Source organism: Collinsella aerofaciens (assembly GCF_039758965.1).
In the GTDB taxonomy this organism is placed as follows: domain Bacteria; phylum Actinomycetota; class Coriobacteriia; order Coriobacteriales; family Coriobacteriaceae; genus Collinsella; species Collinsella aerofaciens_BR.
On the sequence record NZ_JBDMSL010000002.1, the window covers coordinates 1 to 23171 of the forward strand.

A 23171-nucleotide genomic window follows, 5' to 3' on the forward strand; every position below is an offset into this window, starting at 1 on the left:
TTTGCCGCCAGGGTCCCGGGCCTTGTGGCGCCGAGCACGAGTATCGACGAGAGAAGGAAGGGGATGAAGGGAAGGAAAGACGGCGCCGTGGCAATGGCGTAAGGCAGGAAGGAAAGGAATGGCAGGTCGTTTGCGGAGGCCGGGATATCCGTGATGCCGGAGCTGCTCAGGGCACGGCAATATGCGAGCGCTGCGTCATTGGTCTCTCGGTCTCCCACGATGGACCCGGATTGGAAGCCTTCGCCCATGAGCGCGTAGTAGCTCTCGGCAGAATCGAGAAAGGCGGCGTCGGTTTGAGCGGCAAGGGCGGCGTTCGCGTATCTTGCAAGCTCCGCGTCATTTTGCTGCTCTGGCGATAGGTCTATGCCGTTGGCTTGGGGCGCGCGCGTATTGAATGCGTCGACAAAGCTCTGCATGCCCTGTTTCATAAAGAAGGGCCCGTAGATGGGTGAATTGAACGCAATGGGGACGGAAAAGGCTGCAGCGAGAACGAGCGTACAAATCCATACGGCCTTGTCTCTTAGGATTAGTTTGAGAAGAAGTCGACAGTACATTTAGAAGCACCTACGTTCCTCAAAGAATTGTTAGATTAAAAGTAACAGACCGGATGAAGATACGTGCGACGGGGGCGAGGCGAATGGCTGAGCGGTATCGATACGCTGGTTCAACGGCATCATATTGACCACATAGATTATCAACTTGCTTGACTTGTAAACCTAATCGTCCTGTCATCATATTCAACTTCGAAAAAAGGGGAATGAGGGCATCCCGATGCATCGAGTATTACTGGAACCCTGGCGATACGCTGAATGGTTTGTGACGAATAGTCATGTCCATCAAGAAGGCTCGACGCTTCGGGCAGCTCGTCAATCGATATATCAATTCTTGGAGACATGTATTCCTACCATTTTTAAAGAAACAACGGCTGTAATCGCTATCGCGATTGCGCCAATAATACCGAGCGCCATCTATTTATACTTGATTTAAGGCGGAGTGGAATGTGGGCGCGCAAGGAGATGCGGAATCGATGAGAGCCTCAAAAAAAACTACTGCAGTGTTATCATCTTTCATCTTCTCTATTCTTCCATTTCTGATTCTATGGGCGGCTTGGTCAGTCCTCCCTGATACAATTCCCGCTCATTGGAGTGGGGGTGTGGTTGATAGATGGGGCAATAAGCTTGAATTGCTGGTTGTTCCGCTGTTTTCCCTGATTGGTTCTATTGCAATTTCTGTGTACCTTATTGTTTCCACGCGGCGAAGAGAGTTCGCGGATTTCTCTGTTCGAATGCGACGGGACTTTGTTGCGTGCTATATTTCTAGTCTTCTTTTATCGACAACCTGCTCAGTGATAATTGCCGTTTGGGTTCAGTTGATTCTTACGCAAAGCACTGCGGTTGATGGGGAACTTGGACTATCGATCCTGTATTCCCTTCCCGGGCTATATGTGATCTTGTGCGCTTTGCCGCCTTTTTATGCGAGCGGCGAGAGCAAAAAGGCAGAGCGCCTGATAACAGTTCTTATTGGCGGCGCGGAGATTGTTCTTTGTGGAATAGTGCTTGAAGGTTCGGCTGCCTCTTATGCGATGATTGGACTGATGATTCTGTTCTGTGCGTTTGAGATTGTGTCACAGGTAAGGGATAGCCGGTCCTCATGAGTTGAATTACGCGCGTGCGGATATAAAGGGTGGCATGTTAAGCTGGTCGTTTTCTCGTTCTGGGACATTTGCAGTAGGATGAGTGGGACTAGGCGCGCTGCGGTGTGATGGTGACGGATGAGACTTGTATCGCTGCAAATCCGCTGATGCACATTTTGCTATTGGGCTTGAAGGTGGGACCGACAGGCCTTTGTTTGGGTTGTTCTGGTCGTCCAACGCGTGTTGCACGGCTTTATATTGTTACCCTCGTTCGGCGCTCCGTTGGAGCATTTCCTGGTTTGTCGGCATCATGACTTGGCCAAGTGACACGCTTGCCGGGACGGTTGTAACGCCGCGCCGGTTCCGTGTGCTCCTTCGTTGTTGGCCTGTCCAGCCGGGGGCGGATTCGGCCTCATGTTGTGGCGCACGGCCTTCAGGGGCTTCCCCTGGCGAGTTATGTTCGTCCGCATGGGTAAGGGTCGGGTTGAGCTGACAATCCCGTGTCGGAAGGGGCTTGGACCATGCGCGCGATGACAGAGATTGAGTGGCTGGACGGCCGTGTGACGAAGGTGCCGGAGCTCGCCCTGGGCGATGCGTTCGGCGAGAGCGTCCAGGCGGAGCTCGATTTCGGGTTCGACGATGTGTTGGAGGGCCTTTGGGTCGAGGTGCGCCATCATGAGCCGGATGAGGACTCGGACGGCGACCCGCGCGGGAGGGGCTGCGCACTGTACGCGGACTGCCGGTACAGCCTGGTCGAACCGTCGGACCTCGACCGTGACCTCACACGTCGCCATTGCCTCTCCAATCAATGCCGGTCCCGGACTTTACTGGTACACATCTTATTGTGCATATTCAACGTCCCAAAACGTATGCCGCCAGACACTCGGAAATATTCCTCTTCTCATGCCGCTGCAGCATCCAACACATTTCCGCAATCTCGAAAACATCGAGCCCGCGACGGAATATATAAGACCGATTGATGTTGCAAAATAGAAGGAGAGGCATTACACCCCTCCTTCTGGACAGCCTGTATCCCGGTTCCCTGCCTGCCAGTTCGCCCTCCCCGAAACCCTCGGGGCGCTATGGGGTCGAACCCCTCCGCATGGAAAATTCTATCGCGGCCATGCCCACTATGCGCGTCACGCACACCACGCCAAACGTCAGGTTTACCAGCCGGAGCTGAGTCCTCTTTCGAGAGCAGGGTTATATTAGCATCTACAAACTCGAAAAACCCTGCCGCATTTGAGGAGTACCAAGAAAAAGGTCTACACCTTGAATATCAACTTCACCCGAACACCTCCCGCATTCATACGAACATGTACGGATGAATGCGGGAATCCGATACCCTGAGGGCCGGATCGGCCGGCCCACTGAGCACGAGCGAGACACGGTCCAGAGGATGCCGGAGCGCAGAACCCCGTGTAGGGAGATCGCGAGGGAGCCGGGCAGGTCGCCCTCGACGGTGAGCGCCGAGGTGCCGCGCACGGGTTCATCGCCGCGCCCACCCATGAAAAGAGGGTTCCCTCGCAGGCGCCGCATCCGCACGCCCCCGCAAAGAAACCCTCGCACTCGCATCTCTACCTGCGAACCCGTATGCAGCCTCGCGCGTGTGTTCCGCAGTTGCTAGTCGCGGTAGAACGAGCCCATGTAGCGGATGTACTCGTCCTCGGTGTGGTTTGCCTTCCAGTCGTGGACGGAGTCCTTGTTGCGCTGGCCGGCGATGACGGAGAGCTCCTTACCCAGCTTCTCAAAGGCCTCGTCGACGCACTCCTCGGGGGTGAGGGCGATCTTCATGACGGCCTCGCCCTGCGGGCCGCCGGGGAGGTTGGACAGCAGGCTGGGGGTTAGGGTGGTGCCGAGGGTGATGACCTCGACGTCGACGCCGGTGCCCTCGCACTCGCAGGCCACGGCCTCGGTCATCTTGAGGATGAAGGCCTTGCCCGCGCCGTACTGGCCGTTCCAGGGGCTGGAGCTGATGCCGGTCATCGACGAGACGTTGATCACGGCGCCGCGGTCCTGGGCGGCAAAGATCCGCATGTAGTGGTGGAAGCACTTGAGGAAGGTCACGACGTTGACGTTGATCATGGCCTCGTGCTTCTCCCAGGGGGTGTCCTGGATCTTACCGAAGCTGTGCAGGCAGGCCACGTAGCTCATGAAGCCCATGTCCAGGCCCTCGGTCGCGGCGAAGACGGTCTCGGCAGCGCCGGGCTGGCTAAAGTCGGCGCGCACGACCTTGGTCTCCACGCCGTAGGTCTCGCGGATCTCGCCTGCGAGCACGTTCAGCTTCTCCTCGCGACGGCCGACCATGACGACGTTCATGCCGCCGGCGGCGATCTTCTCGCAGAACGCCTTGCCGACGCCCTCGGTCGCGCCCAGGATCAGGCCCCACTCACCGTACTTCTCCCTCAGGTTCATGCTGCATCCTCTCTCTCGATGCCCATGCGGGCACATCTCCTTTAGCGTGCGACCGCACAGCCGCACACGGTGCACCATTATGCGCTGAACAAGAGGGGAGCGTGTTCACGACTTTGCGAACGAGCCCGTAACAACGATGAACGGTGTCGGTCTATCACCACGAAGAAACCCTTGCGGCATCGAGAGAGGAGGTGCTGGCAGGTGGAACCAAAAGGTGAACGCCGCCCTGGCGTGAGCGGCGTTCGGTGTGGTTTTACTCACCTTGCTAGCTGTTCACCAGGAGGGTATTGCGACCTCCGGTCGCCTTTGCTGTATCCCCTTGTGTGCCCATGTACAAAGGGATGCATCGCTATTCTGCGCCGGTGCTCGACGTCACCGCTTCGGTGGGCTCGGCAAATACGTTTCTCGCAATGTTCATGGTCGGCGTGATGCTCGATGTGCACATCGATGCCGAAGACCTGGGACCTCATGCGCCTCATCGACTACGTTGCGGCGCGTGGAGTCTGCGCGAACTCGGCTGCGTCGGCTTTTCCGGCGGTGGCATGCAGACGCTCTACCTCGCTGCGCTCGACGAGCGCGTGCGCTGGGCGCTCATCAGCGGCTACCTCTACGGCGTGCGCGACGCGCTGCTCACCCTCAACAATAACTGTAGCTGCAACTACCAACATAGCCCTCGCGGCTACTTCCTGTGAGAGTTTTTTGTTAAAGCAACGGCGCGAGAGTCCTCGTGGCACCCAGCAGCATCCTCCATATGTCTGGACTCTCTATGGCTGCGCTGGATAGACATCGCCGGAACGGGTATAGTATCGAAAGTTTTGTCGTTAACCAGCGGGGGAGTCCTGTGGGCATCAAAAAGAAGATCAAAAAGGAGCTTATCGGCACTTCCGATTACCCGTCGAATAAGATCTTTACGATCTCCAATTTCATCACCTTTACGCGCCTGATCCTCACCCTGGTATTTCTGTACCTGTTTGTGACGGATAACAACCGTGTCATCGCCATCGTTATCTACGCCGTTGCCGCCTCCACCGACTGGATGGACGGTCAGATCGCCCGCATGACTAAGACGGTCTCGTGGCTCGGCAAGGTCATGGATCCCATTTGCGACCGTGCGCTGCTGTTCACCGGCGTACTTGGACTGGTGGTCCGCGGAGAGCTGCCCATCTGGGTCTGCGTACTCATTATTGGCCGCGATATCTATCTGGGCATCGGCACGCTTATCGTGCGTCATTATCACCGTCGCCCCATCGATGTCGTCTTCCCCGGAAAGATTGCCACAGCGCTGCTCATGACCGGATTCTCGCTCATGCTGCTCGGGTTCCCCGTTGTTGACGGCCTGCAACTTTTACCTTCAACCCTCACGGCCTTCCCGGGCCTCAACGGAAGCTCGGTGCCCCTCGGCATCTTCTTTGTGTACGGCGGCGTGATCTTCTCCATGCTCACGGCTGTCATCTACTCCATTAAGGGCGGAGCGGCCATTAAACAGGCTCTCACGCATCCCGAGGACGAGGACATCGACTTTCTGAACCCTGAAATCGAAGACTGATTCGTTGGGGTATGATTACGTACGGTTCATTATTTGCGGCACGTCCGCGATAAGTTAGGGGTTGTCATGGACAACATGGTTAACAATATGCCTCAGAATGATAAGACTGCTGACGCTACCTGCGTATTCCGCGTGCCTTCAAGCGACGTCACCGTTCCCGACCTCATGGCCAACGTGCGCATCACCGCCCCCGTTCTGTCCATCGTCAAGGGTCCGCAGACTGGTGCCGCCTTTGAGCTCGAGGACGACGTGACCACCATCGGCCGCGATCCTGCGAACGGTATCTTCCTCAATGACATGACCGTTTCGCGCAGCCACGCGCGCATTATCCGCGAGGGCCTCGGCGCTCGCATCGAGGACTTGGGCTCGCTCAATGGCACCTGGGTCGACGGTGCCATCGTCAATGCAGCCCCGCTGCACGACGGTTCTTCCGTGCAGATCGGTACGTTTACGCTCATCTACCACGAGAGCACGCCGGAGCGCATCGAAACCGGTGAGTAGGGCATGGCCGAACGCAACTATCTGAGTATCGGCCAAGTCGTCAACCTACTTCGAGGCGCATACCCCGATCTTTCGAACTCAAAAATTAGATTTCTAGAGGATGAGGGGCTCATTACCCCTCATCGTACGCCTAAGGGATACCGTCAGTACTCCAAGGAGGACGTTGATCGCCTGGAGGTCATCCTGCACTTGCAGAAGACCCGCTACATGCCGCTCAACGTGATTAAGCAGCGCTTGGAAAACGCCACGGACCTGTCAACGCTCGCTTACGAGGTGGGCTTGCTGTCCGATGTTCCGCTCAAGACGGAGCCCAAGGAGACTAAGCAAAAGCTGCATCCCATCGAGACCATTCCCGATATGCTGGGCGTCGAGATTTCGTTCATCCGCTCGCTCGCCGAGAACGACCTCATTCGCATCATCAAGAGCCCGCAGAATCGAGAGCTCGTCGATGGTCGCGATTTCCCGATCATCCGCTACTGCTCCGAGCTGTCACGCTTCCATATCGAGCCGCGCAACCTGCGTCAGTACGTGTCTTCCGCCAACCGCGAGTCCTCCATGTTTGAGCAGGTGCTCGTGAGCATGCTCGGAATGGATACCTCCGATGACGAGCGCGACGCCAAGCTCGAGCGTGCGTTTAAGAAGCTACACGACCTGACGGAAGGTGTGCACACCGCGCTGCTCAAGAACCGCGTTTTTGAGTCGCTCAACGCCGTGGTCGAGGACGCCGACATCGATGCACTCGATGAGGAAATCACTCGCTCCGAGTCCACCAAGACCAAAAACGAAGAGACTGCCATGCCGGCTTCGCACGAGGATTCTCTCGTAAAGCCGCTCAAGGTCGTCGCCCCTTCGCAATCCGGCACCGCCACCGCGGGCAAATAACAGCTGCTGAAATTTCGGCAACCCATTGAAAGGTCATGCAATGTACGACTTCGAATCTCAAATCGTCGACATCCCCGACTATCCCGAGCCCGGAGTCATCTTTAAAGACATCACGCCGCTCTTTGGCAATCCCGAGGCGCTCAAAGCCATGACCGATGCCCTCGCCGAGCACTTTGCCGGCATGGGAATCACCAAGGTCGTGGGTCCCGAGGCTCGCGGCTTTATGGTTGGCGTACCGGTGGCTGTAGCCCTTGGCGCCGGCTTTGTTCCCGCACGTAAACCGGGCAAGCTACCGCGCGAGACCGTGAGCCAGAGCTACGAGCTCGAGTACGGCACCGATTCAATTGAGATCCATGCCGACGCTATCAGCTCTAAAGATACCGTGTTGATTCTGGACGACTTGGTCGCGACGGGCGGAACCGTCGAGGCAACAGGTAAACTGGTGCGAGATATGGGCGCAAAGCTTGTCGGTTACGGTTGTATCCTAGAGCTTGCGTTTCTCAACCCGCGCGAGAAGCTCACGCCGTCTGATGACGATGTGGAGCTCTTTAGCCTGGTGACGGTGGACTAGCCGTTACCCTTAGTTACTGGAAAGGAAGCTACATGCGCACAGCAAACACGCACAAAAACATGGCACGCTGCGCTGCTACGGCAACCCTCGCTTGTGTTTTGGGCTTGGGCCTCGCGGCTCCTGCCTACGCCGATACCGCATCCGACCTTGCCGCTGCTCGTACGAAGCTCGAGCAGATCGGTACCCAAACCCAGCAGATTTACGATGAGCTCGCCACGCAGACGCAGGCGCTCGATCAGACTGCCGGCGAGATCACGCAAAAGCAGCAGGAGATCGCCGATGGCCAGGCCAAGCTCTCGACCTATGTCGCCGGCGAGTACAAAACCGGCGGTCTGAGCCTGCTTCAGGTTCTGACGGGTGTCGATGACCTGAGCGATATGCTCAACCGTCTGTTCTACTACGGCAAAGTTTCCGATAAGCAAGCTCAGACCATTCAAGAGGTCAAGGAGCTTAAGCAGCAGCTCACCGATAAGCAGTCCGAGCAGGAGAAGAACGTCGCCGCAACGCAAAAGAAGGTCGATGAGCTTAACGCCCAGCAGGCTGAAGCCCAGAACGTCGTAAACTCCCTGGATTCGCAGCTGCAAGCCGAGCTTGCCGCAGAAGCCGAGGCCAACGCCGCGCTGCAGGCTGGCATCAACGCCAGCACCGCCGAGAAGGCCACGGTGAGCAACGAGACTGCCGGTACGACCGAGAACACCAACAACGGTGGCCAGACCAGCAATAACAACAACCAGGGCGGCAACACTCCGGCTCCTACGCCGGCACCTGCTCCGACGCCGCAGCCCTCCACGCCTGCTCCGGCTCCGACGCCTTCTGCTCCGAGCCAGTCTGTTGATGGCGGTTCTGTTGTCTCGCGTGCATACAGCAAGCTTGGTTGCGCTTATTCCTGGGGCGGAATTGGCCCGAACAGCTTCGACTGCTCTGGTTTTGTTAGCTATTGCCTCACTGGTCGCTATTGCCGCCTGGGCACCACGGGTACCTTTATGGGCTGGACGCGTGTGTCCGATCCGCAGCCTGGTGACGTTGTGGTCAACTCGTACCACACCGGCATTTACATCGGTGGTGGTCAGATGATTCATGCTTCCGACTACAACACGGGTGTTATCATCAGCTCCGTTGCCGCCGGCATGAACAATAACTACATCTTCGTGCGTTACTAAGTATTCAGATAAAGCAAGCGGATATGGACCTCGTGGCTTTTAGTCATGGGGTCCATTCTTTTGCCTTTAGTGCAGGCCGCTATCTAGTTTTGAATACTAGATAGCGGCCCAATCGGTCTGCAAGAAGGCTATAATTGTTTGGGAACAATTAGAAAGGACCCTCTATGAGCTGGGCACTTATCTCAGATTCAAGCTGTAACCTCCGCGATTGGCAACCGACCGCGCCCCATACTACCTTTGCATTTGCGCCCCTCAAAATTCGAGTGGGGGAGCGTGAATTCGTCGATGACCTTTCGCTCGATGTTCATGAGCTCAACTGCGCTGTTCAGGCGGAGACGAACGCTTCTTCGAGCGCTTGTCCCAGCGTAGGGGAGTGGGCCGAGCTCTTCAAATTGGCAGACAAGACCATCTGCATGCCGATCTCTGAGGGCGTGTCGGGCAGCTACAACGCGGCAGCCACGGCTCGCGATATGGTTCTTGCCGAGGAGCCCGACCGACAGATTCATCTAGTCAATTCACGCGCAGCTGGCGGCAAAATGGACCTCATTTTCTTGCTGTTCGACCGCTATCTTGCAAGCAACCCGGATGTCTCATTCGAGGATGCTTGCGCATACTTCGATAGTCTTGAACAGAACAGCAAAATCCTCTTCAGTTTGTGCAATTACGAAAACCTCGCCAAAGCCGGACGTATCCCTAAGGCAGCCGGCGTCATTGCCAACAAGCTCAATATCCGCATTTTGGGCACGGCGAGTGAGGCCGGTAAAATCGAACTCGTGGGGCACACGCGTGGCGAAAAGAAGATGCTCAACAAGATCATCGACACTATGGAAGCCGAGGGCTTTACGGGCGGTGAGGTCGTCATAGATCACGTTGAGAACGAAGCTGGAGCCCAGGCGCTCACTGACCGCATAGTCGAGCATTGGCCCGGCTCCAAGACCATCATCATGCCCTGCAACGGCCTGGATTCCTATTACGCCGAGATGCACGGCCTCATCATCGGCTACGGCATGGGCGTAGCTTCGGGCAAATAAAGTCCAACCAAGCAAAAATACGGGCGGGACAAAGCGACAGATGGCTCTTTGTCCCGCCCGTTTTATACGTCGGCTAGCTATTAAACCCGTTGAACTTGAGATAGCTCATCAAGTACGCCTTCGAAACGAAGGACGATACCGCGCTACGCACAAGCAGCGACTCACGCGTTACCTGATGCGCCGTATCGGGCACGGGAGTCTGCTCGACGGAAAACGCCGCACGAATCGATGCCTCGAGCTGATCGACCACATAATCAAAGGCCGTCGGGGCATCGTAGCTCAAACGCTGAATGTTAAAGAGTGCCTGCACCGCAGCAATAGGTAGCACCTGCTTAAAGATGCAGATAGCGATCAGGCGGGCAATCTGCTCGCGGCCATATTGCTTTTTGACCGGAGCAGGCACTAGGCCGACCTTTACGTAGTTATTGATCATCGATGGCGTAATGATAGGCTGCTCAACGCAAATGGACAGCGGCTCCATCCACAGCGTAACATACTCAATAACCTGGTCGCGGTAGAGCGTCACATTGGGCAACTGGTTATAGCGCGGCAGACTCAACGTATTAAGTTTGCGCACGATATCGGACTGAATAAATGCATCGGGCAGCACAGTGGGCTGAATATCCTCAGGCTTAATGCTGACCGACGAATCGGACATCGGGATAACGCGTTTGGCGTGGTTCATAAGGATCCTCCGTTCATTAGCTATATTGTATTCTAGGTTATCTAGTTTTGCATACTATATAGCAGGAAAGTAAAAGTGGTTGGACAGCACATTGATGCACCGTCCAACCACTTTGTATTAAAGATAGCAACCTTACATAAGATATATTATCGTACTTATCCGCGGAGAAACGCGTATGCGCCCGTTGCTGCTATGGCTCCGTCAGAAACGGCGGTCACAACCTGACGTAAGCGCTTGGAACGGATATCGCCAGCAGCAAATAGACCTGGCGTGCGGGTCGCCATGGATTCATCAGTCAGAATGCCGCCATCAGGCGCCAGATCGACAAGATGCTCAACAAGCTCGGAATGGGGCTGCGTTCCGGTAAAGACAAAGATACCAAACGAGCCAGGGACAAATGACTCGGTGTGAGTTTCCCCGGATGCATTGTCCTTAAAGGTAATCGTCGTTGGCATGGCTTCGCCCGAGAGCTCGACAATACTAGTTTGGTACCTAACTGAAATATTATCTTTTGCAAGAACTTTTTGAACCACACCATCGGGGGCACGGAACTGATCGCGGCGCAAAACGATGGTCACGCTGCTGGCGATTTCTGACAAGAACAGAGCTTCCTCGCAGGCAGCATTGCCGCCGCCGATGACAAAAACCTGCTTGCCGCGAAAGAACATGCCGTCGCACGTCGCGCAATACGAAACGCCACGACCGCGATACGCATCCTCGCCAACAAAACCAGCAGATCGCGGCGTGGCACCCATGCAAGCGATAACGCTCGAGGCCGACGTATCGCCCAAATCGTGATGCACCGTAAACAGCGCTGCATCGGCATCGTAATCGATACCCGTAACCATGCTCCATGTAACCTGTGCTCCCAGGCCCTCTGCATGCTGCTGAAAACGCTCACCGAGTTCGGCGCCACTCAAGAGCGGAATGCCCGGATAGTTCTCGACTTCATTGGTCGTGGCGATCTGCCCTCCCGACATGCCCTGTTCAATCACGGTCGTCGTTAGGTTGGAGCGCGCCGCATAAATGGCCGCAGCATAGCCCGCAGGGCCGCCACCGATAATCGCAACATCGATCGGCTGATGGGTAGTCATGAAGAGACCTCCTGTCGAAAGATTGGCGTTCTTTGCGCTCATACCCAAATTTACGTGAACATGACACTCATGCACTACAATGATAAATCGCGTAACAAAGCTGAAGGGGAGTTATCGATGGATCAAACGCAGATGAGCAATAGCGCTCCCCTGCCCATGCAAGCCACTCCCCAACCGGAGCAAATGACCGTTTCACCTGCACAAAAACCCCTAGTAACCATTGTGCACGCATCGGTTGGATCGGGCCACAAAGCCGCCGCCAACGCGATTGCACAAGCATTTGATCTTATCCGCGGCACCAAGGGAATCCCTGAGGATATTGAAATTGAAGTGCTCGATATCCTTGATTTTGGACGTATTAAATTCGACGGCAATAAGACCGCGGCTTCTTTTACGGGAGCCACACGCCCCATTTACGACCTGACCTGGCGATATACGCTTACGGGACATCTTCTCTGGGGTGGCGGCACGGCATGGTCGCGTATTATGTTCCCCGCCTTCAACGAATATATTCGTCGCCGCAGGCCTATAGCCGTGGTCGCAACGCACATCACAGCAGCCAATGTTGCCGTGGGCGCCCGCGTAATTACGGGTATCGATTACCCGGTCATCTGTGTGCCGACCGATTACGAAGTCGAAGGCTTTTGGCCCCACAAGGACACCGACCTATTCTGTGTAGCCAACGAGTTTATGGCCGAAACGCTGCGCCCGCGCAAGGTTCCCGAGTCAAAGATCCGCATAACGGGCATCCCCATCCGAGCCGGTTTCGATTCAGATTACAAACGCGAAGATGAGCTCAGCAAGTTCAATCTCCCCATAGACAAAACCGTCGTATTGGTGATGGCCGGCGCCAGTTTGCCCCAACCATACGTGCGTTTCCGCGCCGCGATGGACCACACGCTCCCCTTCTTACGCGGCTTTGAGGACATGCACTTTGTCTTTTTGCCCGGTAAAGACGTGGAGTATGCCACCCGGCTGAAGACGCTCTTCGTCGCCATGAAGCTCGAAAACGTCACAGTTCTGGACTACGTGGATGACATGGCGGCCCTCATGCACGGCTGCGACCTGGCAATCCTCAAGTCGGGCGGGCTCACCGTCACCGAGTGCCTATGCGCACATCTGCCGATGATCCTGCTGGGCAAGTCCTATGGCCAGGAAAAGGCCAACACCACGATGCTCACCGGCATGGGCGCCAGCATGCATGTCACCACCGCACGAGAGCTCATCGTTACCCTACGTCACCTGCACGACCATCCCGAATCACTCAAAGCCCTACTCATCAATGGCGAAGTACTACGCCGCCCCCACGCAGCCGAAGACATAGCCATCGCAACCATGGAGCTAGTAGGCAAGCCCCAAAAGCGCAAACGAGCCTTCTGCCGCTTCTACTGGGGCGGAAAGCCCGCGCATATCCGCTAGCACCGGACTGTCCGCCGTGGCGCAGGCCGCCCACACATATCATTCCATGCTCAAACATTCTCGCTTCGCTTCGCTCGCTGCGAAACTGCGCGTGGAACGATATGTGTGGGCGGCCTGCGCCACGGCTATATGTACGCACTAGCAGCCATATCGGATACCCTACTAAAAGCAGCGAAGGGAAACTCGAAAACAAGAAATCAAAGTAATCCAATCTGACAAAGGAGCCGTCTCTTTGTCAGATCGGATTACTTGTTAGACACAGCTTCTAGATACAGCATTAGGCTTCAGATGGGAAGCCATAACCGATTGCGAGCATGTAAACGTAGCTCGCCCCTGGGATGCCCCTATATATCGTCCCGCGCGCAGTTTCGCAGCGCAGCGAGAATGTTTGAGCACGGGATGATATATAGGGGCATCCCAGGGGCGAGCGGACATTACGACACTCCGTTCAACGAAGCAAAAGACTAAGCGACGCCGCTGGAGCCGAAGCCTCCGTTGCCTCGGTCGGTTTTGTCTAGTTCTTCTACTTCCATGAGGTTGACCGTGGGGACTTCTTGGATGACGAGTTGGGCTATGCGGTCGCCTTTGTTGATTTTGATGTTGTTGGAGGGATCCAGGTTGATGAGGATAACCTTGAGTTCTCCTCGGTAGTGGGCGTCGATGAGGCCCGGCGTATTGACTATAGACAGGCCCTGCTTGATGGCCAAGCCGCTGCGGGGCTGGACGAAGCCGGCGTAACCGTCGGGCAGGGCGATGGCCAGCCCAGTAGAGACCAGACGACGTTCGAAGGGCCTCAGGACGCAGTCCTCGTTGGAGCGCAGATCCAAACCGGCATCGGTGGGATGGGCGTATTTGGGAAGCTCGACGGTGGGGTCGAGACGCTTTATGTTGACGGTAATGTTGGACATGGAATCACCTTAGCTTGTCAAGCTCTTGCAGAAACTCATCGACGTCTTTGAAATCGCGGTAGACCGAGGCAAAGCGGATGTACGCCACCTTGTCGATCTTGGCCAAGCGCTTGAGCACCATGTCACCCAACTCATGGGACGTGACGGCCGTCAGCGTACGAGAACGCAGCTCGACCTCGATATCGTCGATAATCTCATTGAGCTTCTTAGTGTCGATATCACGCTTGATGGTGGCGCGCATCAAGCCGACGAGCAGCTTATTGCGATCGAACCGCTGCTTGGTTCCGTCCGACTTAATGACCTCAATTGGGTCTTCGCATCGCTCGAACGTTGTAAAGCGGTAGTTACACGAGCAACATTCGCGACGGCGCTTAATGGTGTTATTTGACTCCTGCATACGGGAATCAACGACGCGGGTATGTGCCTTGCCGCATTTGGGACAGCGCATGGTACCTCCTCTTAAACGATAACAAGGGTACCATGTGCAGCGCGATAATGATTACGAACGAGCAGGAACCTTAAGATGCGCACCGGCGGCGAGCGAACCATGCTCCAGATGATTGACGTTACGGATCATGTCGGAAGTCTCTTGCGTGGAAAGGCCTTCGATTGGATATTCCTCGGCAAGCGACCAAAGAGAATCACCAGGCTGAACGCGAATGGTCTCGTAGGTAACGTTGGAAACGGACTCGGCATACGCGGCGTGACGAGCGCTAAAGACCGACGTAGCGAGGACAAAGAAGAGCGTAAGCGCAACGGCAACGGCGACAATCGTCGGAACCTTCAGGGCAACGCGGGCCGGCACAACTGCAGCCTGCTGATTGCGAGCAGGCTTTACGGTCAAAGGCTGAAAGCCGGAGCGGCCACCCTGAACAACCGTAAAAGTGGGTTCAGCAGGCGTCACGAGCTTAAGGGCGAGGTTTCCCTGGACCATATTCGTTGCGTTCATCATGTTCTCCTCTCGCGTGTTTTGCTGAGAACAGTTTTATCAAGCCGCGCGGACAAAAATATCTGGCGCGAGAACGAATGTTCGGTTATTATTATCTTCGAACAGTTGTTCCTGTCAAGCAAAATTCGAACATTTGTTTGACACGGGTAGAGAGGATGCCCTGATGGCTCGCAAAATTACCAAGCGTCAGCAGCAAATTTACGACTTCATCAAGGAATATCAGCAGGAGAAGGGTTATCCGCCCAGCGTGCGCGAGATGGCTTCTGCCGTGGGCCTTTCCTCCCCCAGCACCGTGCACGCCCATCTATCTGCTCTGGAGGCGCGCGGGCTACTCAAGCGCGATGCCACCAAACCGCGCGCCCTGGAACTCTTTAACGAGGACGGTTCCTCTGTCTCAATTTCTAAATCTGACGAGCCCACCGCACCTCGCGGAACGGTCTCGCTACCGCTCGTTGGTCGCGTCGCGGCTGGGATTCCCATTCTGGCCGAGCAGAATATCGAAGACACTTTTACTATCCCGACCGAAATCGCCACTGATCAGGGTTCCTTTATCCTTGAGGTGCATGGGAGCTCAATGATCAATGTCGGCATCTTCAATGGCGATTACATCATCGTCCGTGAACAAAAGAGTGCCATGAACGGCGAAATTGTCGTGGCCATGATTGATGGTTCAGCGACCGTCAAGACGTTCTACAAGGAGCAGGGACGCGTACGCCTGCAGCCCGAGAATGACACCATGGAGCCTATCTATGCAACGAATCCCGTTATCTTGGGCAAAGTCGTCGGCTTGATGCGCCGGTTCTCGTAATGCAAAAACGCATCACTATCTTTGATACCGTCCGCGGGTTTACGATGATTTCAATGGCAGGTTTTCACGCTTGCTACGATCTCGCCTACCTGTACGGTTGGGATATGCCCTGGTTTACCCAGACCGTCTTTCAAGACATCTGGCGCGCCAGCATCAGCTGGGTATTCTAGTTTATCGCGGGTTGGATGTGCACTCTTTCGCGCAACAATATCAAACGTGCCGCCAAATACGCCTTAGCAGCACTCGTCGTCTGGTTGGCAACAACACTTGTCTCAGTCGACGATTCGGTTAATTTTGGCATCATCTACTGTATGGCCGCATGTACCGGCATCGTAGCGTTGACCAATCCCGTCCTTAAGAAGATTTCGGCGAGATGGGGCGTGTCCCTATGCCTTGTGTTGTTCGCCCTCACCTGGAGCATCCCCAAAACGACCTACCCTGTCCCATACCTGGCGTGGCTAGGATTTCCGAGCCCTGGATTTATCTCAGGTGATTACTACCCCATCATCCCGTTTATCTTTATGTATCTTGCAGGATACTTCGCCGCACACATAGCGAAGGGAATCGATAAGACCGTCCCTAGCTGGGCCTACGCGAATCCCATCCCGGCGCTCGCCAGCCTTGGACGTCATGCACTCCCCTTTTATCTGCTACATCAGCCCATCATACTGGGCATTTTGGAGCTCGCCTACTCGGTGCGATAACGCTCGAGCCGCGGTGCAATACGAGCCGGCAGTTTCGCCACAATACGAACGCCATCCTCAAGATATTCCTCGTGCAAAAGGGTCCCCTGCTCATGCACGACTGTGATGAGTGCACCTTCACGATATGGAATGTCGGCGGAAAGCAGCACATCGGTGGCGGCCGCCTCGCGAGCAATGCGATCGACGAGATCGTCGAGCCCCTCGCCCGTTTGGGCCGAGAACAGAACAGCTTCCGGATAACGACGACGGAAACTCAATCGATCGACGCTATCGAGAAGATCGATTTTATTGAACACCGTAAGCGTTAAACGCTCTCCGGCGCCGATCTCATCAAGCACGCGGTCGACAGCCTCAAGCTGTCGCTCATAGTCCTCATCAGACGCATCCACGACTTTGAGAATTAAATCGGCACCCAACACCTCGGACAACGTCGATTTAAAGGCATCGACCAGACCATGCGGCAGCTTTTGAATAAAGCCGACGGTATCGGTAATCGTCATGCCGCGACCGCCAGGCAGGCGATATGAACGCGTCGTCGGGTCGAGCGTAGCAAACAGCTTGTCCTGCGAAAGTACCGTAGAACCGGTCAGACGATTGAGCAACGTCGATTTACCGGCATTGGTATAACCGGCTAACGCGACGCGAAACGCCGGTGACTCAATACGACTCTTGGATTGAACATCACGACGCTGTTCAACCTGCTTGATCTCACGTCGAAGCGCAGCGATCTTATTACGAATGAGGCGACGGTCGACCTCGAGCTGACTTTCGCCCTGACCAAAGCGTGAGCCGATGCCGCCGCGCGTCTGTTCCTTGGCGAGATGGCTCCACATGCCGCGCAGACGAGGCAACAGATATTGAAGCTGCGCCAGCTGTACCTGTAGGCGTCCCTCACGCGTCTGAGCATGCAGGCCAAAGATATCCAAGATCAGTGCCGTACGATCGATAATCTTTACCGGCTCGCCCACGGCTTTCTCCAAATAGGATTGCTGCGAGGGCGTCAGGTCGTCGTCAAAAATAACGACATCGGCATCCATGCGATGCACCAGGCCGCACAGCTCTTCAACCTTACCGGAACCGATAAACGATTTAGGATACGGCTTTACCAAACGCTGAGACAAGCGAGCCACGCACTGGGCACCAGCCGTATGGGCAAGGCGCTCAAGCTCGTCAAGCGAACGATCGAGCGGCCACGCATTGTCGCGCCACTCAACACCAACTAATATGGCACGCTCGGGCTCGGGTGCCGTGGGAACAAGGGGGAAGCGGGCCATTAGGCAGCCTCAATACAATGCAGGATGTCCTCAACGACCTCATCGATCGTAAACTTGTCCATATCGAACCACACGATGCGATCATCGCGTTTAAACCACGATAGCTGACGCTTGGCATAACGACGCGAACGCATCTTAATGAGCTCGCGAGCCTCATCCATGCTCATCACGCCATTAAAAGCATCGATAATCTCTTTATAGCCAATTGCCTGCATCGACGTCAGGGCATCTCCCAGCCCCTGGTCCATCAGACCGCGAACCTCATCGACAAGACCCTGTTCAAACATCAGATTGACACGCAGGTTAATGCGCTCGTAGAGAACCTCGCGATTACGCGTCAGACCAAACCATAGAGCATGATAATGCTCGCGCGGAACACTAAACTGACTTTTTTGCTGTGCATAGGAGATACCATCATCATGCATCTCGAGCGCACGAATCACACGGCGCACGTTATGGGGATGAATAACAGCAGCAGATTCTGGGTCGCGCTCGGCAAGCAGGGCATGCAGTTCTTCCTCGCCAATACGCTCGGCAAGCTCCTGATACCCCGCACGGCGATCGTCCTCAAGTTCACCCGAGGGAAAGTCCATCTCATCGAGGGCGGCCTTGAGATACAGCCCCGTACCCCCGCAAAACACCGGTAGACGGCCCTCGCCAAGCAAGCGCTCAACATGCGCGCGAGCGTCAGCCTGATAAAGCGCAGCAGAATATGCCACACCCGGCTCTACAATGTCGACGAGACGCAGCGGCGCCGTACACTCATCGGGCGTCATCTTTGCGGTACCGATGTCCATGCCGCGATAGATTTGCATCGCATCGCACGACAGCACTTCGGACGAAAGACGAGCGGCCAAACGGTCGGCAACATCACTCTTACCAACCGCCGTCGGACCGACGATCGCAACGGCGGAAAGACCTGCCCCGGAAGAAACCATTAGCGCGGCTCGCCCACAACGGAGCCGGACAAATACCAGGTCTTGGCAACGTCAACGTCAACAGCAACGATCTTGCCAACAAGCTGATCGATGCTGTAACCCTCGGGGATAGGCGCATGCACGGTCTGATTCTTGGGACTCTTGCCCAACAGGACCGCATCGTTCTTCTTGCTCGTACCCTCAATAAGCGCCGGCACAACGGTATGGAGCTCACCTTGGTTATACTCGTGCGCCGTGGTCTCGATAATCTTCACCAGACGGTTGAAGCGCTCAAGAATCACCTCATGCGGCGTGGGATCGTCAATCTCGGCTGCCGGAGTACCAGCGCGCTTGGAATAGATAAACGTATAGGCCTGAGCATAACGGACCGTCTCGGCAAGCGAGAGAGTCTGCTCAAAGTCTTCCTCGGTCTCGCCGGGGAAGCCCACGATGATATCGGTCGAAAGCGCGATATTGGGCATGCGATTGCGAATGCGATCGACGAGCCCCAGATAGTCTTCGCGTGTATAACGGCGATTCATCTCTTTGAGGATCCGTGTCGAACCTGACTGGACGGCCAGGTGCAGCTGCGGCATAACGGCAGGCGTCTCGGCCATGGCGTCGATGGTCTCGGGGAGAAGATCCTTGGGATGCGAAGACGTAAAGAAGATGCGCTCCACACCCGTATCGCCCACGGCACGCAGCAGATCGGCAAAACGTGGCTTGCCAAACAGATCGCGACCATATGAGTTAACGTTTTGGCCCAGCAGTGTAATCTCACGCACGCCCTGGCGCACCAAACCGGTCACCTCGTCGACAATCTCTTCGAAGGGGCGGCTCTTTTCGCGACCGCGCACGTACGGCACGATGCAATAGGTGCAGAAATTATTGCAGCCCGTCATGATGGGTACCCAGGCGTGATACTGGGTCTCGCGATGCCACGGCATGCTCATGGCATCCGTATCCTCATGCTCATTGGTGCGGATATGACGCTTGCCGTCAAGGAACGCCTCGGCAATGAGCTCGGCCACATGTGCGATAGAATGCGTACCAAAGATGACATTGACGTTATCGACGTTGGTGAGCAGGCCCTCGCCATCACGCTGCGCGATGCAGCCGCCCACGGCAACCACACGCTTGCCCGAAGGCGAAGGCGGCAGGCTTTTGCAGGAATTGCACTGACCGTACAGCCGAGTATCGGCGGCCTCGCGCACGCAGCATGTCATGAAAACAACGATATCGGCATGCGCGGGATCAAGCGCCATGAGGCAGCCATACGAATCAAGCAGACCGCTCACACGCTCGGAGTCGTGCTGATTCATCTGGCAGCCAAAGGTGCGGATAAAGTAGGTTTTACCGGCAAGAATATCGCGTACGGAACGCTGGTCCATGTGATAAGTCCTAACGATGGAAGGGAGGCGAATCGAGGCAAGCAGAAGCTATGCCACAGGCTTAACATCATCCATGACGACGTTATCCATAGCAGCTCGATTGATCTGGTGAACGTAGATAGAAAGGCGGATGGCCGTGCGCGACTCCCCGTTAATGAGGATGTCGGAGAACACGGGCGCGCAGGAAATATCAAAACCGGTTGGAATCAAAAAACCGCGCGCGATAGCCACGGCCTTAATGGCCTGGTTGACAGCACCAGCGCCGACACACTGGATGTTGACGGGTACGCCATCCTTGACCATGCCGGCGATGGCGCCGGCAACGGACGCGGGCGATGATTTGCTTGATACCTTCAGGCAATCCATGAAGAAACTCCTGCGTTTAAAAGTACGTTTTAACTGCAATAACTGTATCGTACCGAGTGGACTCGGTAAAGGCACTATTCCTCTTTGGCAAGATCGAAAGTCACAGTGATTCGATCACGCGAAACACGAATCTTTGGGTCGCCGCAAAGGTTGAGATAGTACCGGGCGGCAAGATCATTAAAGTCGCGCTCCACAGCACGCGAAAACTGTGCCATGTCATCCTTGGCAATACGTAGCCCGCGACGATCCTTCGCGAGGTCGACAGGAGCCGGCGCATGCGAGGACGAATCGCGCTCGCGCAGCAGACGCGCGGTCACACCGCGAACGGGCTTAATCTGCCCTGCCAAAATACGATGGGCCGTGCGCTCGGACATCTCAAGACCCAAACCCGAACAGATACGGATAAAGTCCTCGGCATCAGAGGCAAGGCCTAAACGGTCGACAACCGGAAGCTCGCTCTCGTCATCAATAAACAGGAGACGAGACGTATCGAGCCGACTGGACGCCTGAGCATAAAGGGTCGCGGCAATCTCAGACGGAGAACCAAGATAGACATCGCAACCACGCAACTCCTCGAGCGCAAACTCACAAGCAGCGCGAATAATATTATGCGGGCCGCGAGCACAGACATAACGTCCGTCCTCATCCTTGACGGCCTGGGGCCAGCTAGACTGATCGGCACGCTCACTGAGGCGATCGGCCGCAACGCTCACCTTAAAGGCCGAGCCAAGGTCGACACCTGACGTGACCACACGGGCCTCGTCGGTGTTCTGCTTGATCGAAAACAATGCCATGCCACGACCGTGAACGCCCCAACGGTCCATCTTCATGCTCTCGAGCTTGGAGGTAACGCGGGCATCGAAGATTCGCTCTTGCATATCCTGCGGAACGCCCGAACCGTTATCCAGAAAGACAAGCGTGCGGACGCTATCTTCCTTGGTCGTGGCGAGATAGACTTTGTCGGCGCCGGCATCGCGAGCATTACGGAGCATTTCGATGACGATATCCTCGACATGCTGAATGTCGTGCTTTGCCTGGCGCCGCTCGGCCTCAGAAACGCGGAGGCGGACATACCCCTCGCCAAGGTTCTCCTCGACGCGAAGGTTGCCCTCCCCCGACATCGACGCGATAAATGAGATGAGCTCGTTCGCGTCGCTCATGTTATTTAGCGATATCGACAGCGCGGCTCTCGCGAATCACGACGACGCGCACCTGACCGGGATACTCCATCTCTTCCTCGATCTGATGGGCGATATCGTGAGCCAGGACCGTGGACTGGGCATCGGAGATCTTGTCCGGCTGAACCATGACGTGGACCTCGCGACCAGCCTGCATGGCATAGGTACGCTCGACGCCGTCATGGGAGTTGGCAATCTCCTCGAGCTTCTCAAGACGCTTGATGTAGTTCTCGGCAGACTCGCGACGGGCACCGGGGCGAGAGGCAGAGACAGCATCGGCGGCCTGTACCAGGACATCGAGCACCGTGTTGGGGTCGACATCGGCATGGTGAGCCTCGATAGCGTGGACGATAACGGGCTTCTCGCCATAACGACGGGCGAGCTCGGCGCCGATGACGGCATGCGGGCCCTCGACGTCATGGTCAATTGCCTTGCCCAGGTCGTGCAGCAGGCCGGCGCGCTTGGCGGTCACAACGTCCAGACCAAGCTCGGAAGCCATCACGCCGCACAGGTCAGAGACTTCGAGGGAGTGCTGAAGCACGTTCTGACCAAACGAAGTACGGTAGCGTAGGGCACCAAGGGTCTTGACGATCTCGGGGTGCAGGTCGTGAATGCCGGTATCGAAGGCAGCCTGCTCGCCAGCCTCGCGAACGCGCTGCTGAACCAAGTCGGCAGCCTTGTGATACATCTCCTCGATGCGGGCGGGGTGAATGCGGCCGTCGGCGATGAGGTTCTCGAGGGCAACACGGGCGGTCTCACGACGGACCGGGTCGAAGCTCGAAAGAACGACGGTCTCGGGCGTGTCGTCGATCACGAGGTTGACGCCGGAAACCTGCTCGAAGGTCCTGATGTTGCGACCCTCGCGACCGATGATACGACCCTTGAGGTCATCAGAGGGAATGTGCACGGAGGTAACGGTGACCTCGGCAGTGTGGTCGGCAGCGCAGCGCTGAATCGCCAGGGACAGAATCTCCTGGGCGGTCTTGTGGCACTCGGCGCGAACCTGCTGCTCGGACTCGCGAATGATCGTGGCGGCCTCGTGGGTAACCTCGCCGCGAACCTTATCGAGGAGCTCCTTGTGGGCGTCCTCGCGGGTAAGGTCGGCGATACGCTCGAGCTCGGAGGTCTGCTTTGCGCAGAGCTCCTCGAGCTCTCGGGAGCGCTTCTCGACCTGACCGGCCTGGCTGGACAGCTGATGCTCGCGCTTGTCGAGAGCGTCGTTACGGCGATCGAGGGATTCCTCGCGCTGCATCACGCGGTTCTCGAGCGTACGAATCTCGTTCTTACGCTGCTTGTCCTCGGCCTCGGCGGCCTGCTTGTTTTTGATGATCTCCTCTTTAGCCTCGAGCAGAGCCTCTTTTTTGAGGGTCTCGGCCTGACGCTTTGCATCACCGATCAGGGACTCAGCCTGTGCGTGTGCCGACTGGATCTTTTCGTCGGCCTCGTGAAGACTACCCTGCTTGGCGGTGCGCATGTAGGCAATGGCGGCGATAGCACCCAAAACGATGCCAACGAGCGCTGCGATGATAGGCATGCTCACTCCTTTTTATGGATTCGTTACACAACAAAGCGAACCGTCCTTACGAACGGCTCGCGACATTTGAGTAATATGGGCGCAGCTTATGCGGGTCGGATACAGATAAACATATAAACAAACTCATCACAGATGAGCACATATCACAAAGCAAATGACAGTGTTTATCGTACGTTGAACCACAACAACTGTCAAATAAATGGCC

24 protein-coding genes and 1 pseudogene are annotated in these 23171 nt (G+C 56.1%); 12 read left to right on the forward strand and 13 right to left on the reverse strand.

What is annotated here, in order from left to right:
* The coding region (locus ABHU32_RS00710; protein WP_346978486.1) for a hypothetical protein at positions 1-428 on the reverse strand (428 nt) is incomplete at its 3' end.
* Positions 429-1000: 572 nt separating this feature from the next.
* Here ABHU32_RS00710 and ABHU32_RS00715 point away from each other — a divergent pair.
* Both ABHU32_RS00715 and ABHU32_RS00720 read left to right on the forward strand, forming a co-directional pair.
* Positions 1001-1654: a DUF1648 domain-containing protein gene (locus ABHU32_RS00715; protein ID WP_346978488.1), complete on the forward strand. Its 654-nt coding sequence runs from the start codon at positions 1001-1003 to the stop codon at positions 1652-1654.
* A 500-nt stretch (positions 1655-2154) separates the two neighbouring features.
* Positions 2155-2613 carry a hypothetical protein gene (locus ABHU32_RS00720; RefSeq protein ID WP_346978490.1) on the forward strand — a complete coding sequence of 153 codons (459 nt, stop codon included), beginning with the start codon at positions 2155-2157 and terminating at the stop codon, positions 2611-2613.
* A 643-nt stretch (positions 2614-3256) separates the two neighbouring features.
* Here ABHU32_RS00720 and ABHU32_RS00725 read toward each other — a convergent pair.
* Positions 3257-4048, reverse strand: coding sequence for a 7beta-hydroxysteroid dehydrogenase (locus ABHU32_RS00725; RefSeq protein ID WP_006236005.1), 792 nt, complete (start codon positions 4046-4048; stop codon positions 3257-3259).
* Positions 4049-4389: 341 nt separating this feature from the next.
* On the opposite strand from ABHU32_RS00725, the gene ABHU32_RS00730 reads away from it, so the two are divergent.
* The 7 genes from ABHU32_RS00730 to ABHU32_RS00760 all read left to right on the forward strand — a co-directional run bounded on the left by ABHU32_RS00730 (position 4390) and on the right by ABHU32_RS00760 (position 9739).
* The gene (locus ABHU32_RS00730; RefSeq protein ID WP_346978492.1) at positions 4390-4740 is read left to right on the forward strand and encodes a hypothetical protein; all 351 of its coding nucleotides are present in this window, start codon (positions 4390-4392) and stop codon (positions 4738-4740) included.
* Positions 4741-4889: 149 nt separating this feature from the next.
* Positions 4890-5594 carry a CDP-alcohol phosphatidyltransferase family protein gene (locus tag ABHU32_RS00735; RefSeq protein ID WP_260699275.1) on the forward strand — a complete coding sequence of 235 codons (705 nt, stop codon included), beginning with the start codon at positions 4890-4892 and terminating at the stop codon, positions 5592-5594.
* A gap of 66 nt (positions 5595-5660) precedes the next feature.
* A complete protein-coding gene (locus ABHU32_RS00740; RefSeq protein ID WP_006236002.1) occupies positions 5661-6095 on the forward strand; it encodes an FHA domain-containing protein in 435 nt (144 codons plus the stop codon).
* Positions 6096-6098: 3 nt separating this feature from the next.
* Entirely contained in the window at positions 6099-6977 is an 879-nt protein-coding gene (ftsR, locus tag ABHU32_RS00745) for a transcriptional regulator FtsR (protein WP_346978493.1), read from the forward strand.
* A 40-nt stretch (positions 6978-7017) separates the two neighbouring features.
* Positions 7018-7548, forward strand: a complete 531-nt coding sequence (locus ABHU32_RS00750; protein ID WP_006235999.1) for an adenine phosphoribosyltransferase — start codon at positions 7018-7020, stop codon at positions 7546-7548.
* Positions 7549-7580: 32 nt separating this feature from the next.
* Positions 7581-8708 (forward strand): coiled-coil domain-containing protein, encoded by a 1128-nt coding sequence (locus ABHU32_RS00755; protein ID WP_346978494.1) that lies wholly within the window; start codon positions 7581-7583, stop codon positions 8706-8708.
* Positions 8709-8872: 164 nt separating this feature from the next.
* Positions 8873-9739 (forward strand): DegV family protein, encoded by an 867-nt coding sequence (locus tag ABHU32_RS00760; RefSeq protein ID WP_138340312.1) that lies wholly within the window; start codon positions 8873-8875, stop codon positions 9737-9739.
* Positions 9740-9812: 73 nt separating this feature from the next.
* On the opposite strand, the gene ABHU32_RS00765 is transcribed toward ABHU32_RS00760, so the two are convergent.
* Both ABHU32_RS00765 and ABHU32_RS00770 read right to left on the reverse strand, forming a co-directional pair.
* Complete coding sequence (locus tag ABHU32_RS00765; RefSeq protein ID WP_346978496.1) at positions 9813-10424, reverse strand: DUF1836 domain-containing protein; 612 nt, start codon at positions 10422-10424, stop codon at positions 9813-9815.
* Between the two features lie 155 nt (positions 10425-10579).
* A complete protein-coding gene (locus ABHU32_RS00770; RefSeq protein ID WP_346978497.1) occupies positions 10580-11518 on the reverse strand; it encodes an NAD(P)/FAD-dependent oxidoreductase in 939 nt (312 codons plus the stop codon).
* Between the two features lie 69 nt (positions 11519-11587).
* On the opposite strand from ABHU32_RS00770, the gene ABHU32_RS00775 reads away from it, so the two are divergent.
* Positions 11588-12937 (forward strand): MGDG synthase family glycosyltransferase, encoded by a 1350-nt coding sequence (locus ABHU32_RS00775; protein WP_227790837.1) that lies wholly within the window; start codon positions 11588-11590, stop codon positions 12935-12937.
* Between the two features lie 464 nt (positions 12938-13401).
* On the opposite strand, the gene dut is transcribed toward ABHU32_RS00775, so the two are convergent.
* From dut to ABHU32_RS00790, 3 genes are read right to left on the reverse strand one after another with little or no spacing between them, the layout of a single operon-like run.
* Positions 13402-13845, reverse strand: coding sequence for a dUTP diphosphatase (dut, locus tag ABHU32_RS00780; RefSeq protein ID WP_227790838.1), 444 nt, complete (start codon positions 13843-13845; stop codon positions 13402-13404).
* Positions 13846-13849: 4 nt separating this feature from the next.
* A complete protein-coding gene (gene nrdR, locus ABHU32_RS00785; protein ID WP_022093781.1) occupies positions 13850-14293 on the reverse strand; it encodes a transcriptional regulator NrdR in 444 nt (147 codons plus the stop codon).
* A gap of 51 nt (positions 14294-14344) precedes the next feature.
* Positions 14345-14797, reverse strand: a complete 453-nt coding sequence (locus tag ABHU32_RS00790; RefSeq protein WP_346978499.1) for a LysM peptidoglycan-binding domain-containing protein — start codon at positions 14795-14797, stop codon at positions 14345-14347.
* A 160-nt stretch (positions 14798-14957) separates the two neighbouring features.
* Here ABHU32_RS00790 and lexA point away from each other — a divergent pair, with 160 nt between their 5' ends.
* Together lexA and ABHU32_RS00800 are read left to right on the forward strand one after the other, a co-directional pair.
* On the forward strand, positions 14958-15602 hold the full coding sequence (lexA, locus tag ABHU32_RS00795; RefSeq protein ID WP_040359862.1) for a transcriptional repressor LexA: 645 nt from the start codon (positions 14958-14960) through the stop codon (positions 15600-15602).
* A pseudogene (locus ABHU32_RS00800) lies at positions 15602-16306 on the forward strand (heparan-alpha-glucosaminide N-acetyltransferase). The gene lexA and the pseudogene ABHU32_RS00800 overlap by 1 nt, the downstream one beginning before the upstream one ends.
* Here ABHU32_RS00800 and hflX read toward each other — a convergent pair.
* The 6 genes from hflX to rny all read right to left on the reverse strand — a co-directional run bounded on the left by hflX (position 16291) and on the right by rny (position 22966).
* Complete coding sequence (gene hflX, locus ABHU32_RS00805; protein WP_117746578.1) at positions 16291-17580, reverse strand: GTPase HflX; 1290 nt, start codon at positions 17578-17580, stop codon at positions 16291-16293. The pseudogene ABHU32_RS00800 and the gene hflX overlap by 16 nt on opposite strands.
* Entirely contained in the window at positions 17580-18518 is a 939-nt protein-coding gene (miaA, locus tag ABHU32_RS00810; protein WP_346978500.1) for a tRNA (adenosine(37)-N6)-dimethylallyltransferase MiaA, read from the reverse strand. Before miaA ends, hflX begins: the two co-directional genes overlap by 1 nt.
* Complete coding sequence (gene miaB / locus ABHU32_RS00815; RefSeq protein WP_346978501.1) at positions 18518-19888, reverse strand: tRNA (N6-isopentenyl adenosine(37)-C2)-methylthiotransferase MiaB; 1371 nt, start codon at positions 19886-19888, stop codon at positions 18518-18520. Before miaB ends, miaA begins: the two co-directional genes overlap by 1 nt.
* A gap of 48 nt (positions 19889-19936) precedes the next feature.
* The gene (locus tag ABHU32_RS00820) at positions 19937-20254 is read right to left on the reverse strand and encodes a stage V sporulation protein S (RefSeq protein ID WP_006235982.1); all 318 of its coding nucleotides are present in this window, start codon (positions 20252-20254) and stop codon (positions 19937-19939) included.
* A 74-nt stretch (positions 20255-20328) separates the two neighbouring features.
* A complete protein-coding gene (locus ABHU32_RS00825) occupies positions 20329-21414 on the reverse strand; it encodes an ATP-binding protein (RefSeq protein ID WP_346978502.1) in 1086 nt (361 codons plus the stop codon).
* Between the two features lies 1 nt (position 21415).
* Complete coding sequence (gene rny, locus ABHU32_RS00830; RefSeq protein ID WP_089573375.1) at positions 21416-22966, reverse strand: ribonuclease Y; 1551 nt, start codon at positions 22964-22966, stop codon at positions 21416-21418.
* Positions 22967-23171: the final 205 nt, after the last annotated feature.

Excerpts from the sequence above, each read along its gene's own strand:
- ABHU32_RS00725 (WP_006236005.1), bottom strand. The coding sequence starts at position 4,048 with ATGAACCTGAGGGAGAAGTACGGTGAGTGGGGCCTGATCCTGGGCGCG.
- ABHU32_RS00730 (WP_346978492.1), top strand. The coding sequence starts at position 4,390 with ATGCATCGCTATTCTGCGCCGGTGCTCGACGTCACCGCTTCGGTGGGC.
- ABHU32_RS00775 (WP_227790837.1), top strand. The coding sequence starts at position 11,588 with ATGCACTACAATGATAAATCGCGTAACAAAGCTGAAGGGGAGTTATCG.
- lexA (WP_040359862.1), top strand. The coding sequence starts at position 14,958 with ATGGCTCGCAAAATTACCAAGCGTCAGCAGCAAATTTACGACTTCATC.
- ABHU32_RS00750 (WP_006235999.1), top strand. The coding sequence starts at position 7,018 with ATGTACGACTTCGAATCTCAAATCGTCGACATCCCCGACTATCCCGAG.
- rny (WP_089573375.1), bottom strand. The coding sequence starts at position 22,966 with ATGCCTATCATCGCAGCGCTCGTTGGCATCGTTTTGGGTGCTATCGCC.
- hflX (WP_117746578.1), bottom strand. The coding sequence starts at position 17,580 with ATGGCCCGCTTCCCCCTTGTTCCCACGGCACCCGAGCCCGAGCGTGCC.
- miaB (WP_346978501.1), bottom strand. The coding sequence starts at position 19,888 with ATGGACCAGCGTTCCGTACGCGATATTCTTGCCGGTAAAACCTACTTT.
- ABHU32_RS00720 (WP_346978490.1), top strand. The coding sequence starts at position 2,155 with ATGCGCGCGATGACAGAGATTGAGTGGCTGGACGGCCGTGTGACGAAG.
- dut (WP_227790838.1), bottom strand. The coding sequence starts at position 13,845 with ATGTCCAACATTACCGTCAACATAAAGCGTCTCGACCCCACCGTCGAG.
- ABHU32_RS00825 (WP_346978502.1), bottom strand. The coding sequence starts at position 21,414 with ATGAGCGACGCGAACGAGCTCATCTCATTTATCGCGTCGATGTCGGGG.
- ABHU32_RS00740 (WP_006236002.1), top strand. The coding sequence starts at position 5,661 with ATGGACAACATGGTTAACAATATGCCTCAGAATGATAAGACTGCTGAC.
- ABHU32_RS00770 (WP_346978497.1), bottom strand. The coding sequence starts at position 11,518 with ATGACTACCCATCAGCCGATCGATGTTGCGATTATCGGTGGCGGCCCT.
- ABHU32_RS00755 (WP_346978494.1), top strand. The coding sequence starts at position 7,581 with ATGCGCACAGCAAACACGCACAAAAACATGGCACGCTGCGCTGCTACG.
- ABHU32_RS00760 (WP_138340312.1), top strand. The coding sequence starts at position 8,873 with ATGAGCTGGGCACTTATCTCAGATTCAAGCTGTAACCTCCGCGATTGG.
- miaA (WP_346978500.1), bottom strand. The coding sequence starts at position 18,518 with ATGGTTTCTTCCGGGGCAGGTCTTTCCGCCGTTGCGATCGTCGGTCCG.
- ABHU32_RS00790 (WP_346978499.1), bottom strand. The coding sequence starts at position 14,797 with ATGATGAACGCAACGAATATGGTCCAGGGAAACCTCGCCCTTAAGCTC.
- nrdR (WP_022093781.1), bottom strand. The coding sequence starts at position 14,293 with ATGCGCTGTCCCAAATGCGGCAAGGCACATACCCGCGTCGTTGATTCC.
- ABHU32_RS00820 (WP_006235982.1), bottom strand. The coding sequence starts at position 20,254 with ATGGATTGCCTGAAGGTATCAAGCAAATCATCGCCCGCGTCCGTTGCC.
- ftsR (WP_346978493.1), top strand. The coding sequence starts at position 6,099 with ATGGCCGAACGCAACTATCTGAGTATCGGCCAAGTCGTCAACCTACTT.
- ABHU32_RS00765 (WP_346978496.1), bottom strand. The coding sequence starts at position 10,424 with ATGAACCACGCCAAACGCGTTATCCCGATGTCCGATTCGTCGGTCAGC.